The sequence below is a fragment of the Methylotenera mobilis 13 genome, assembly GCF_000384255.1.
In the GTDB taxonomy this organism is placed as follows: Bacteria; Pseudomonadota; Gammaproteobacteria; order Burkholderiales; family Methylophilaceae; genus Methylotenera; species Methylotenera mobilis_B.
The window spans coordinates 1401269-1415665 of record NZ_KB913035.1 but is presented as its reverse complement, the minus strand read 5'-3'; the positions used below and the strand labels follow the sequence as shown (position 1 = coordinate 1415665).

Here is a 14397-nt window from a genome sequence, read left to right as displayed (position 1 = left end):
CATTTCTAACTAAAAAAACCTATCAATATCTATTTAAAAAATAACTTATCACATGTATTTTTAAAACTCTTCCCAATCGCCATCATCCGCACTGGGCTTTATACTCACTTTGGCAGGCGTTGGTCTAGCAATCGTTGCTGCTTTACTAGTCATCACCTTCGGTACATTACGCGATACTTTACTTTCACTATGTGATCCTAGCTGGAATACGCTGATTGCGTTCATCAGTTCGTCCGCTTGCTCCATCATTGATTCAGCTGCCGCTGCCGCTTCTTCTACTAAGGCTGTATTTTGCTGTGTGACGTCATCCATTTTCATGATGGCTTCGTTGACTTGTTCAATACCAGCACTTTGCTCTTGTGATGCAGCTGAGATTTCGCCAATGATGTCTGACACGCGTTTGACTGAGCTGACGATCTCTTGCATCGTTTCCCCAGCCATTTCTACTTGTTTAGTGCCTTCTGCGGTTTTGTTAACTGAGTTTGTGATCAGTTCTTTAATCTCTTTGGCTGCTGAAGCTGAGCGTTGTGCTAGGTTACGTACTTCTCCTGCAACCACTGCGAATCCGCGACCTTGTTCACCTGCTCTTGCTGCTTCAACTGCTGCATTCAACGCTAAGATGTTCGTTTGGAATGCAATGCCGTCAATCACGCTAATGATGTCTTCAATTTTCTTGGCACTTTCGTTAATTTGAGCCATGGTGCTGACAACGGCTGATACTGCTACACCGCCTTTTACAGCAACGCCTGAGGCGGCTGATGCAAGTTGGTTGGCTTGTTTAGCGTTGTCGGCATTTTGCTTCACGGTTGAAGAGAGCTCTTCCATGCTGGCGGCTGTTTTTTCTAATGAAGCTGCTTGATCTTCTGTGCGGCGTGATAGGTCAGCGTTACCTTGCGCAATTTCTCTTGCTGCGGTGTTAATCGTTTCTACTGATTGCTGTACCGTCACAATCGGACCAACGATCATTTCTAGTGTTTCGTTCATGCCGTTAACAATCTTGCGGTAGTCACCTTGGTGTCTATCTGCATCAGCACGAACGGTGACACGACCAGCATGGGCTGCGTCTGCTAGTAATTGCGCATCTTCGTTCAGCGCTTTTAAGTTAGTACGTACTTGTTCAATGGCTTCATTCACAAATACTTTTTTACCTGGGAATGTTTCTAACGGAGCGTCAAAGTCACCTTCACCAAACGCTTTAACGCAGGCAAGGGCTTTTTCTGTCAACTCTAGTTGTCCAGCAACAATCGCATTGACTGCCGTCGCTAGCTCAGAGAAGCCTCCTTTGAATAGATGCGCATGTAGACTCATATCAATATTGCCAAGCGCATGCTCATTTGTGACCCACTTTACTGAATCAACCGCGCCCTTTAGCTTACCTTTGAGTCTGTCTAGATTCTTATTAATTTCTGCTTTCTTACCCGGATACTGCTGAATTTGTACATCAAAGTCACCATCGCCTAATGCGCGCATCACTTCCGTTACTTCTTCTTTCTCACGTACGTGCGCGCCTACCATTACATTGACACCCATCACAGTTTTCGCAAAGGCACCACTATATTTGCTGACATCCATCGATGCATCAATATTACCGACCTCGTGTTCTTTCGACATCTCTGCGATATCTTCAATGATTGCCTTTACATTAGCACGCAACTGTTCGATAGCTTCATTAATAAAACTCAACTTGCCAGGCAATTGATCAAAAGGTTGATCAAAATCACCATTAGAAAAGTTAATCACACTTTGAGTAATTTTATGTACTAATTTAGCTTGCGAAGCTAACATAGCATTGATCTTCTCAGCCATGGATTTATAACTTCCATGAAGCTGATCCAGCTCAATCAACGCTTCTAAATTACCTTTTCCATGTTCAACGGTCATACTTTCGATATGAGATACGATCGCAGACATATTGGTTGACATTGTTTTTAGCGCAAATTTAACACTAGATTTATCTCGAGCATCAACATCAATGAGTTGATTTAAATTGCCATTAGCAAGTTGCCTCGCAATGTTAACAACATCCTCCGGTGCCCCACCAATCATGTTGGCTTCTTTGCGCAGGTTATTCGCAATAATGATGAGAAGTGCTGCTTCAAAAACAACAGCTAATGCATGTATTAATAGCAACTTATAATTTGCACCTGATTGGAAAACATAGAATCCAGAGTCATAAGTTTGAAAGGAGTTGAAGCTAATGTGATGAACTGCGATAACTAGTGCAGCAGCGAAAATTGGCTTCCAGTCACGATAATAAAGTAGAAAAGCCAATAAAATGAAAATAGAAAAATGCGCTTCATTCATACCCCGTGTTTGCTGAATAAAAAGTGCGGAAAACACCATGAAAGCAGCAGCAAGCGAGATTCTAGCAAGCACTGAACCTGGCATCGTTTTGACGAAAAGCAATGGAATAACAAGTGCAGGTACACCAATAGCTAAAGCCTCAAATTGTGTTCCATTTGAATAACCAATAAAGATACTAATCGCGACCAATACAAGCAATGTCATTGACATTAATTTATCTGCGCTAGTTGCCCATGGATCAATCTGACTGTTTTTTACTACTTCCATTTTAATTCCAATTCTTTTAAAACGATCAATTAATATTTAATCACTTGCTCTACACAATGATGCTACCCAACTATTTTGCTGCTTAAAGCTATTCAACATCACTGAAGTGTAACTCAGCCAAAGAACAAGCAGAATCCATGAAAATAAATGCCTAAATCGCATTATATTTTGTTTCATACAACTAAAATTAATTAAATCTTCATTTAGATTTTGCATTTAACTCTTAATAACATTAATTTAAACTTAGCTTAAATGAAATATCAATCATATCTAATGATCTAATTTAAACACACTCACAGCTTTCATCAGCTCGTCTGCCTGATCCATCAACGACTCTGCAGCAGCAGCAGCCTCTTCTACTAAGGCCGTATTTTGCTGGGTGACGTCGTCCATTTTCATAATAGCTTCATTGACTTGCTCAATACCAACGCTTTGCTCTTGCGAAGCAGCCGAGATTTCCGCGATGATGTCTGTGACCCGTTTAACAGAGGTCACAATTTCATGCATTGTATTACCAGCCTTTTCTACTTGCACTGTACCTACGTTTGTGTTGTTTACAGACTCTGTAATCAACACTTTAATCTCTTTGGCTGCTGAAGCTGAGCGTTGTGCTAGGTTACGTACTTCTCCTGCAACGACTGCGAATCCGCGACCTTGTTCACCTGCTCTTGCCGCTTCAACTGCTGCATTTAACGCTAAGATGTTCGTTTGGAATGCAATGCCGTCAATCACGCTAATGATGTCTTCAATTTTCTTGGCACTTTGATTAATGTTTGCCATTGTAGTCACTACTTCTGACACAACGACACCTCCCTTAACCGCGACATCAGAGGCGGCTGTAGCGAGCTGATTTGCTTGTTTAGCATTGTCGGCATTTTGCTTCACGGTTGAAGATAGCTCTTCCATGCTGGCCGCTGTTTTTTCTAGTGAGGCTGCTTGATCTTCTGTGCGGCGTGATAAATCAGAATTGCCTTGTGCAATCTCTTTAGCAGCCGTGTTAATTGTCTCAATCGACATTTTAACAGTAGCAATTGGGCCAACAATCATCTCAAGGGTATTGTTAACGCCCTCAACAATTTTACGGAAATCTCCAAAATGTTGATCCGGATCAGCTCTAACAGAGACATTACCTTCACCAGCAGCATCAGAAAGCATTTTTGTATCTGCAACTAGTGCGTTGATTGCAGAAAAACAAGTATTTAAGTTATCTTTAATTTTGTTAAAGTCACCGTTATAGCGGTGAGTAATCTGCTGCGGGATGTCACCGCGAGCAATATCCTCTACGCTATTCGCGGCCATGTTTAAAGGCTCAATAATTGCATCAAGCGTAGCATTAAGCCCCTCAATTACTTTACGATACTCTCCAAGATGTTTTGTTGCATCTGCACGTGCACTTAAATCACCGGCTTCAGCAGCTTTTGCAAGTAAATTGCCATCTGCAACTAGGGATTTTATCGCTATACCGCATGCGTTCAGATTGTTCTTAATGATATTAAAATCACCCTCATACTCGGTTGTTATTTCTGCAGGAATCACACCTTTTGAAAGATTATCAACATAATTTGCGGCCATATTTAGTGGACCAATGACAGCCTCCAACAATTTGTTCATGCCTTCACTAATATCCTTTAGAAAACCATCCGGATACTGTGTTGCATCGATTCTATTCATTAAATCACCTGAAACAGTCTGCTCTATTAAACGAGCTATACTTTGTTCAGCAGCTAATTCCTCTGTTCTATCCTCCCACTGAATCATGCGACCTAGATAGTGGCCCTCTGCATTGTGCACAGGGTTGAAAGTTAACCTCAAATGACGGCCAGCCATTGTCGTGTCTAGTACTTTAGTGCCTTTAAGCTCTGCAACATATGATGCACGATCTTCTTCGTTCTCTATATATTTGCCTAAAGTGCCTCCAACTAGATTGTCTACAGAAAATCCAGGATGCAATTTCGCTATATTGGCACTCATTTTCTCCCATAGTTTGAAACTGGCTTTATTCATGTAAATAAGCTTATTAACTTCATTGCCGACAGTGACAGGAATAGACGCATTATCTAATGCTGACTTAATACGATCTACCCCTGCTAAGGTATCTGTATAGTCAAAATCTATCCTAGTTTTTAAAGCCCTGTATGCATCCATCACATCGGTCATTTCATCTCGATGACCTGTCCGCAATACAGAGTCATGATCCTCACCTTGCGCAGTTGCCATTAAGTAACTAATCGCCATTGCAATACGTGGCATGATTGCTCGGTAAAGTTGCCAGCCTAGAAAACCTGTAATTAGTAATCCAAGAAAGATGAACAAGATATTTAAATTACGTTTAAAAGCATAATTCTCTTGCGCAAGGCTAAACTCTTTAGCTGCAATATCCAGTTGCAATACTGTTAATTCACTTATTTTTTCAGATAATGGCTCAATCGACGGATATAAATTATTAATTGTAAACTCTGCTATCAACGACTCATCTTGGGTGCGAATAATCTCTTTTAACTTTGCCGTTGCCACATTTGCTTGTTCAATGAGAGGTTTAGCTTCTGAGATTAATACTTTCTCTTCAGGAACTAAGTATGTTTGCGTATATGCTTGCCAGTTTTTATCGACAGCTTTAATCGCATCATCTACATTTTTTTGTGCTTGGGACCAACTAATGTTGCCATTTCGTAACTTATGGGAAGTATCAACAATATTGACAGCATACATATCAGCAACAATTTTAAGCTGCTGTAGTGGTACTACACGATCATTGTAGACTGTTGATAAGCGATCATTACTATATTGAATGCCGTATAAGCCATTTACTCCTAGGCCTAAACAGGTCAATGCTACTGCAACAAATATAGAGACAATTCTAGCTTTGAGTGAGAAGTTTCGTCTAAGGTTGTTAGCCTTTGTCATGACGCCTTCTAGCCAGCTATGATGCTCTTTCAGGTAGCGGTGATAATTTAGCGCACCTTCAATTTGTGCACGTGACGCTTTTTTACGTACTGAGATATAGCCAGATACCGTACCATTTTCTTTTACAGGTGAAACAACTGCCTCAACCCAGTAATGATCACCATTTTTACAGCGGTTCTTGACAATACCAATCCAAGGTTTACCTGATTTAACGGTACTCCACAAATCTTGAAATGCTTCTGGAGGCATATCAGGGTGGCGAACAATATTATGACTCTGGCCAATCAGCTCTTCTTCAGTAAACCCGCTTATCTCAACAAAATCCCTGTTGATAAACGTGATTCTGCCCTTCAAGTCAGTTTTGGAAACAATTTGATGGGTACTATTAAGCTCTAGCTCATGCTGTGTTACTGGCATATTGATCTTCATGATTTTATTCTTTCTAGTACTTAAGTAACTTTAATAATACTCACAACGTTTATAGCAGATTAATACACACTAAAACTTAAGCTAACTAACTATGCCCCTTATCACGACCATTAAAATAGGGAGATATGATTAGATTAAAATCTAATCATATCTCCATTAGCTTTAAAACTCTTCCCAATCATCACCAGCGTTACCAGCAATCGCTTTACTAGTCCCTGTTATTCGATTTTGTACACTGGCTTCAATCGCGCTAATCGCATTAATAGTTCGTTTTGATGTCTTAGAAAACTCTCCGCCTAGCAATTGCTTAGCTTCTGTTTGTTTCTGGTTATGCACACATCGCACGATATGCCCTACACTCTCATGAAACTCCGCATGTGCAGTTTTAAGTTCTTTATACTCTGGTGTGTGAGCATGTTTTTGTGCTCGACCATGTATCCAGCCACCTAATGGACACTGATCATCACGACAAACTTTCTCTACTTCTAAATGCTCTTTTGAACGACCTGCAATGTAGTCTACCAAGCGTGTTTTCCATTTAATATGAGCTTGCTTTGCCTCTTCAAATGAAAAGTCATGTGTTAACTTAGGTGTAGCTACCTTAGCCGCAATACGCGATGGCTGTGGAATTGTCCTTAAGTTTGGTCTACTTTGCATGCTAGACCCACCACTCAATTTAAACGCACTCACTGTGTCCATTAAACCAACTGCCTGGTCTACTAGCGATTCAGCAGCCGCTGCGGCTTCTTCAACAAGTGCCGCATTTTGTTGTGTCACTTCGTCCATGCTGGTGATGGCGTTGTTGACTTGGTCAATGCCAGCACTTTGCTCTATGGATGCTGCTGCGATTTCACCCATGATGTCGGTGACGCGTTGAACCGAAGTCACGATTTCTTGCATGGTGGCACCGGCGTTTTCTACTTGTTTGGTGCCTTCTGCGGTTTTGTTGACGGAGTCGGTGATGAGTTCTTTAATTTCTTTGGCTGCTGAGGCTGAGCGTTGTGCTAGGTTGCGGACTTCTCCGGCAACCACTGCAAAGCCTCGACCTTGTTCTCCGGCTCTGGCCGCTTCTACTGCAGCATTGAGGGCTAGGATGTTGGTTTGGAATGCGATTCCGTCTATCACACTGATGATGTCTTCAATCTTGTGGGCGCTTTGGTTAATGGCGTTCATGGTGTTGACGACTTGACCAACGACTTCTCCACCTTTGACTGCGACACCTGAGGCGGCGCTAGCTAGTTGATTGGCTTGTTTGGCGTTTTCCGCATTTTGTTTTACTGTTGAGGCGAGCTGTTCCATGCTAGAGGCTGTTTCTTCTAGACTAGATGCTTGCTGTTCTGTGCGGCTTGATAGATCGGTGTTGCCTGAGGAGATTTCTCCAGCTGCGGTGTTGATGGTTTCACCGGCTTCTTTCACTTGGATGATCACTTCCGTCATTTTATCCATCAGTGCATTCACGCCATCACATAGGCTAGCAATTGCACCAGTTTTGCCTGCTAGGGAAACTCGGCTACTGAGGTTGCCTGTTTTAGCGCCTTCAATGATCAATTGAGTTTCTTCAACTGCGTCAGATAATACTTGTGCTTCTTGTGCTTTTTCTGCGGCATCTGCGGCATTCTGTTGCATCACAGCATCTAATGTGCCATTAACACCCTCGACCACTTTTCGGTAATCACCCCAGTGTTTAGAAATATCTGCACGTGTATCTAGCTCATGGTTTTGGGCCGCTTGTGCCAGCATATTGGCATCTGATACTAACAAGCTAAGCGCATCAATACATGCATTCAAATTGTTTTTAATAATATTAAAATCACCATTGTAGTGATCTGTAATTTTTGCTGGAATATTACCCTTTGCAAAATTATCAACGTAGCCAGCAGCTACATTCAGCGGGTTAATCACGGCATCTAAACAGTTATTAAATCCTTCAACAACTTTACGGAAATCACCTTGATATTTTGTGATATCACCACGATTATTTAAACGTCCCTCAATCGCAGCATTTTCTAAACTAACTGCTTCATTCACTAAGTTATTAACAGCATCAATACACGTGTTTATATTGTTTTTAATGGTATTGAAATCGCCATTGTAATGATCAACAATCTTGGTTGGGATATCCCCTTTTGAGATTCTTTCCATATAACTTGCTGCTACATTAAGAGGCCCAATGACGGCATTCAAAGTATCATTCACACCAGTGACAACCTTACGGAAATCACCCTGATGGTGGCTTGCATCTGCACGCGCAGATAAACGACCTTGTTGCGACGCTTGAGATAGTGTTGCAATATCCGAAATCAATAACTTAATATTAGCTTGCATCGTGCTCATTGCGGCCATTGTGCTACTTCGATCATTGGTAGCCAATGGTATAGTAAAATCTAAATCACCCAATGCAATGCGCTTAGCTGTGTCATACATCGTATCTGGTTCACCACCTAAGGCTTTAGTAATTGAGCGCGTGATTGCAAAACCTAACCAAATTAATATTAGCATGGCAAAAAACAATCCAGAAAATGTGAGCAAACGTACATTTTCATAATTAGTTGATGCTTTGACATATTCATTTGCGGCAATCTCTAGATTCAACTTAACCATAGCATTTATGTCAGCTTCAGCTGCCACGTAATAATCATATGCTTTTTGATTGGTGAGTTTTAATGCTTCATAATTATTAGCACGCAATTGTTCAACAGCAGGTTTTAAAACCACCTCAACAAACTGACCGCGGCTTTTAGCAAACTTGTCAGCGAGCACTTTCTCTTCTGTTGTTAAGCTGTTCTGTAGATATGTAGCCCAAATACCACTGATTTCTTTAATTTTACTTTCAATATAATCAGCTTCTTTTATGGCAGATTGAGCATCAAGTTCAATATAGGTCTGTCCATCTTCAGCTACTACCACATTATATTGACTTAAAGCAGCATTTAAATGAGCGCGATTCTTGAGCATATTCAAAGTAATTTGATTTAATGACTCGACTGGGACCATCCTATCCTGATAGACAGACTTAAGACTAGTTCTAACTTGGCTTAGCTCATATAAACCAATTGCAGCCTGTACTGCTACCACAGAAACAGCTAGTACAATAATCAGCATTAATCGCTGCGCAACAGTTAGCGCTCTCAGTAATTTCATCCCATATCTCCGTATTTACAACATATTAGAACTACACAAATCAAAGCTTAGAATGCAGTCAATCGACTCAGGAATTAAGCCAATTTTTTCACTTCAAAGTAAGTAAGATTTATAAATTTTTATCGGTTAGAACTTCTTTACTTACTCGAAACTACTACTGATTAGGCAGCAACGGCATCAACTAAAGCCATTTCCTGACTTGTCATTAACTGTTCGATATCAACCAAAATCAACATTCTTTGGTCTAGTGTAGCCAGCCCTACGATATATTTCGTATCTATACTGGTCACTAAGGAAGGCACATCACGGATTTGTTCTTCTTTTAAAGCAATTACATCAGATACACCATCTACAACAATGCCTACAACTCGCCCGTGCAGATTAAGAATAATGACGACTGTAAACTCGTTATATTCAACCTTACCTAAATTAAACTTAATACGTAAATCAACAATTGGTACAATCTTGCCTCGCAGATTAACAACACCTTTAATAAACTCTGGAGTGTTAGCTATCTGAGTTACTGCGTCATAGCCACGGATTTCTTGAACTTTCAAAATCTCTAAACCATACTCTTCAGCGCCTAAAACAAAGGTGAGGTATTCACCTTCTGCACTTTTTGCTTTCGAACTACTTACTAAATTATCTGTACTCATTATTTAAGCTCCTTATGCATTACTTTGCATATGCTGATTATTTTGGTTAGAAAATGAGGCTGCGCCGGTAATATAGTTGGTGGTTTGCCCCATTTGTATCAAAGCGGCTACATCTAAGATTAAAGCTACTGAACCATCACCCATGATAGTGGCGCCAGATACGCCTGGAATCTTCTTAAAGTTTGTTTCTAGACTCTTAATTACCACTTGCTGCTGTCCAACTAGGCGATCAACAAACAAAGCTGATTTTTTACCGTCAGACTCGAGTAATACTAAAACACCTTGTGTAGGGTCAGTAATATCCGTCTTATGGTTAAATAAACTATGTAAGGCAATAATAGGCAAGTATTCGCCACGCACATGCACCATGCGCCCCTCACCAGTGACAGTTTTGATATCTTCAGCACGTGGTTGCAGAGTTTCAACAATTAAATTAAGCGGAATCACATAGACACTATCGCCTAATGAAACTGACATGCCATCTAAAATTGCCAGTGTGAGTGGGAGTGCAATAGATATTGTGGTACCAAATCCAAGTGCAGAGCGAATTTCAACTGAGCCCCCCATTGCCGTGATATTTCTTTTAACCACGTCCATTCCCACACCACGTCCCGAAACATCGGTAACAACCTCTGCGGTAGAAAACCCAGGTGCGAAGATTAGTGAGAACACTTCACCATCAGTCATATTTTCACTAACTGGCAAGCCATTTGATTGTGCTTTAGCAAGAATTCTGTCTCGATTAAGACCTGCACCATCATCAGTCACTTCGATAACAATGCTACCGCCTTTGTGAGCAGCAGAAAGTGTTAAAGTGCCAGATTCGCTCTTACCTGCTTTCCTACGATTTTCTGGTATTTCAATACCATGATCCACACTGTTCCTGACCAAATGTGTAAGGGGATCAACAATGCGCTCGATCAATCCCTTATCCAACTCTGTTGTAGCACCAACTGTCACAAAATCTACTTTTTTATTTAATTTAGCGGCAAGATCACGCACCATTCGAGGGAAGCGAGAGAATACAAAATCCATCGGCATCATACGAATTGACATCACGGACTCTTGTAAGTCACGAGTATTACGTGTTAATTGGCCAACACTGTTAATTAACGCTTCATTATGAACCGGATCCAGCATACTAATTCGCTGCTCAATCATCGCTTGCGTGATCACCAACTCACCAACCAAATTAATTAGTTGATCAACTTTTTCAACACCTACACGAATTGAAGAGGCTTCTGCACTCGCTGGCGCCTTATCAGCCTCACGGCGTCCTGCATTTCTACGATCAGCATCCTGTGAAGCTGTAGTAGCAGCCACCTCTGCCTTTACTGCAGTAGCAAGTTGTGCACTAGTCGTACCACTATTGGCTAGTGTAAGTGCAGTGTCATCACCAATTAGATTTGATTTAACAGCATCAGGGTGAGGCTGAAATGGTGCAAAAAAGCCATATCCCTCCTCTTGTTTCTCTTTCCCTTCTTCTTCAAAAAGACCGTAACCGACTTCTTCTTGAACTAAAACCTTATTACTAGTATCGACTTGAGTTTCAACTGCTATGGCAAGCTCAGATGTAGCCTCTTGAGCTGGGGATGTGCCTACAACGGGTGAATCTGATTTCAATGTAATCACTAAATCATCTGGATCAACAATAAACGAGCAAATAGAAACAATATCGTCTTGTGATGAGTCAGTCGTTAAGCTAATAACAAAACGCCCATCCGCTTGCTTACTCACTGTAGCATCACCTAAGAGGCCCAGTTCTTCTTGCAAGTTTTCAACATCTTTTTCTGTAATATCAGGCATTACGATATTGAAGCAACTCATCCCATCTGGCGTTGGAGTTTCTATGGATTCTTTAACGATAGGTTCTGCAGGCTGAGGCGTTGGAGCAGTGGCAACTGGAGCAACAACCGGAGCAGAAACAGCACCGGCTTCTGAAAGTTGCTTCAACATCATTTTGACGTCAGCCACTTGCTCTTCATCTACCTCTGTTGCCAAACGATGCCCATCCAACTCCATTTTGAGCACATCTTTAGCAGCAAGGAATGCATCAACATGCTCAGCTGTGAGTGCCATTTCATGTTTACGAATTTTATCTAACAAATTTTCAAGCACATGCGTAATTTCGGTCATATCCATAAAACCAAAAGTAGCCGCGCCACCTTTAATTGAGTGTGCCGCACGGAAAATTGCGTTTAATTCCTCATTGTCAGGATTCGCAATATTAATACCTAAGAGCAAACGCTCAGCCTCAGCTAATAGCTCCTCAGCCTCATCAAAGAAGACCTCGTAAAACTGACTCATATCAATTGTCATTGCCGCACTCCATCTTATTTACGTGCGCTAGCATACAAAACGTATGGTTTGCGCTAATACTGCCGCTACATTTTATTCAAGCCTTTAGTGATTCTATTTAGAAGCAAAAAATTTAATCATATCTAAATCAATCTAACTTCATTTTGCGTTAATCGTTTTTCACTTCTAGACATGAGTCTCTCATTTGGATGTCACTTAAGAATTGATTGCTTATTATTTTTCATCAATAAGTAACTTAAATTCACACCACTTAACACCTAGATACTAAATAGCCCGAAAAACTACAAAACCTTATGAGCCAATCACTTTTTGTACAACTTCAATCAAACGTTTCGGATCAAAAGGTTTCACTAGCCAGCCATTAGCACCGGCAGCCTTACCTTTTGCTTTCATTTCATCACTAGACTCAGTCGTTAACATCAAAATTGGCACTTTTTGATAAGAACCTAATTCACGTAAGTTTTTAATTAATGTTAGACCATCCATAATTGGCATATTTTGATCAGTTAACACCAGATCCACAGTTTTCTCTTTGGCTTTATTCAGACCGTCTTGTCCATCTACCGCCTGAACCACATCATAGCCTGCAGCCTTTAGACTAAATGCTACCATTTGGCGCAGAGATCCTGAGTCGTCTACTGCTAATATTGTTTTTGCCATTTATTTACTCACTTTTTACTGTTAACAAACAATCACGCTTACCACTAGAACCAGAGCGCTATTATGCTTAACCTACACTGCCTAACGGCAGCAAACCTAATATATTTAGCCTTAGCGCTCTAAAAAAGATCAATTTCACCAGTTGCCATGTCTTTCTGTCCAACTGATCGACGCAAGCCGCCAGACAAAGCATGGCTACCTACCTGCAAACTATTACTAATTTCTTCTAAAAACTTCACTATTTCTTCGTGTTCATGACTGGGATCCATCTCGTTACTATGAGACTCAACTTCATGTAATAAGTCTTTTAAGCCATTTACTCGTTTTATAGTTCTTGCTATTAGCTGACTTGTAAGATCTTGGAACTGAAGACTGGTGACGGCCACATTGACTTCCTCACCAATTTTAGATTTGAATGTTTCTAGCTTTTCTAACACAGGTTTCTCGATTGCATATTTTGCAACCAATGCATCAAGAACTTGCTGCTGCTCGCAGACAGCCTCATGCACAGCGGTGAAACTGGTGCTTAACTTCTCAATGGCCTCACTTAATAGATATGTTGTTTGTAGCAAATCTGCCTCAACCTCTATTAAATGCTGTTTGCCGTGGTCAGAAACCGCAGCAAGTAGCTTGCGCAACTCAGCAATTGGTAATGTTTTTATTTCCATACAACAACGATCCTAACGCGTTGATACTACTAAATTAAGCACAGTATTATTTTCAAAAACTACTACTAACTTTACAATTAAAACCAATGAATATCACATAACATTAGTTATTCTTATTCAGTACATTATCTACCGTTTCACTATCTGCATCAGATGCTAATGTCGCTTCACCATCATCTTTCATCGCATCCATTTCTGCTTGTTTGTTCATCACAATAATGCTGATACGACGATTGATAGGATTAAGTGGATCATCTTTATCAAATAAAGAAACTGAGGATAAACCCACCACACGCAACAACTTGGCTTCATCCATCCCACCAGCAATTAACTCTCTGCGTGATGCGTTAGCACGGTCAGATGATAACTCCCAATTGCTGTAACCTTTTTCACCACTAGAGTAAGGTGCGGCATCCGTATGCCCAGATAAGCTAATTTTATTGGTAACACCATTCAGCATCTGTCCAATTTCTTTCAAAATCTGCCTAGCATAGGGTTGCATTTCAGCCTTTGCAGACTCAAACATAGGTCGATTTTGCTCATCAACTATTTGTATTCTTAAACCTTCTGTTGTGATATCAATTAATAATTGTTTTTTAAACTTACTTAAAGTCGGACTTTCTTCAATAGTTTTTTCTAACTTCTCTTTTAAAAGCTCCAGCTTTTCTGCTTCAGCCTTCTCTAGCGCTGCCTTAGCGTCTTTAATATCCACATTTTTTTGCTTACCTGGTGGCCCATCAACTGGCTTTACTTGTCCTTGCTTCTTAGTAAAGTCTTTACCCCCACCACCTTTGATTAAGGTATCACTAGCACCTACAGAATCCCCACCCATCAATGCAACCTTTAATGGCGTTTTAAAGTATTCAGCAATCCCTTCTTTTTGTGCTTTAGATGTAGAGCCCAACAGCCACATAAGTAGGAAGAACGCCATCATCGCAGTCACAAAGTCAGCGTATGCAATTTTCCATGCGCCGCCATGATGACCACCGCCGCTTTTTTTAATTTTTTTAACAATAATCGGCTTGCGCAGTTCCTCAGCCATAACAACT

The 14397-nt window shown here is 40.8% G+C and carries 8 protein-coding genes; all 8 read right to left on the bottom strand.

Annotated elements, in window-relative coordinates; all coding sequences use genetic code 11:
- Positions 1–60: 60 nt before the first annotated feature.
- Positions 61–2571, bottom strand: coding sequence for a methyl-accepting chemotaxis protein (locus A391_RS0106690; RefSeq protein WP_019898279.1), 2511 nt, complete (start codon positions 2569–2571; stop codon positions 61–63).
- Positions 2572–2841: 270 nt separating this feature from the next.
- Positions 2842–5904 (bottom strand): methyl-accepting chemotaxis protein, encoded by a 3063-nt coding sequence (locus A391_RS0106685; RefSeq protein ID WP_019898278.1) that lies wholly within the window; start codon positions 5902–5904, stop codon positions 2842–2844.
- Between the two features lie 162 nt (positions 5905–6066).
- Positions 6067–9045, bottom strand: a complete 2979-nt coding sequence (locus A391_RS14695; protein ID WP_019898277.1) for a methyl-accepting chemotaxis protein — start codon at positions 9043–9045, stop codon at positions 6067–6069.
- A gap of 161 nt (positions 9046–9206) precedes the next feature.
- Positions 9207–9701, bottom strand: coding sequence for a chemotaxis protein CheW (locus A391_RS0106675; protein ID WP_019898276.1), 495 nt, complete (start codon positions 9699–9701; stop codon positions 9207–9209).
- Between the two features lie 12 nt (positions 9702–9713).
- Positions 9714–12020 (bottom strand): chemotaxis protein CheA, encoded by a 2307-nt coding sequence (gene cheA, locus A391_RS0106670; protein WP_019898275.1) that lies wholly within the window; start codon positions 12018–12020, stop codon positions 9714–9716.
- Between the two features lie 291 nt (positions 12021–12311).
- Positions 12312–12680, bottom strand: coding sequence for a response regulator (locus A391_RS0106665; protein ID WP_019898274.1), 369 nt, complete (start codon positions 12678–12680; stop codon positions 12312–12314).
- Between the two features lie 119 nt (positions 12681–12799).
- Positions 12800–13348: a hypothetical protein gene (locus A391_RS14590; RefSeq protein WP_019898272.1), complete on the bottom strand. Its 549-nt coding sequence runs from the start codon at positions 13346–13348 to the stop codon at positions 12800–12802.
- A 103-nt stretch (positions 13349–13451) separates the two neighbouring features.
- Positions 13452–14390, bottom strand: a complete 939-nt coding sequence (gene motB / locus A391_RS0106655) for a flagellar motor protein MotB (RefSeq protein ID WP_019898271.1) — start codon at positions 14388–14390, stop codon at positions 13452–13454.
- Between the last annotated feature and the right edge of the window lie 7 nt (positions 14391–14397).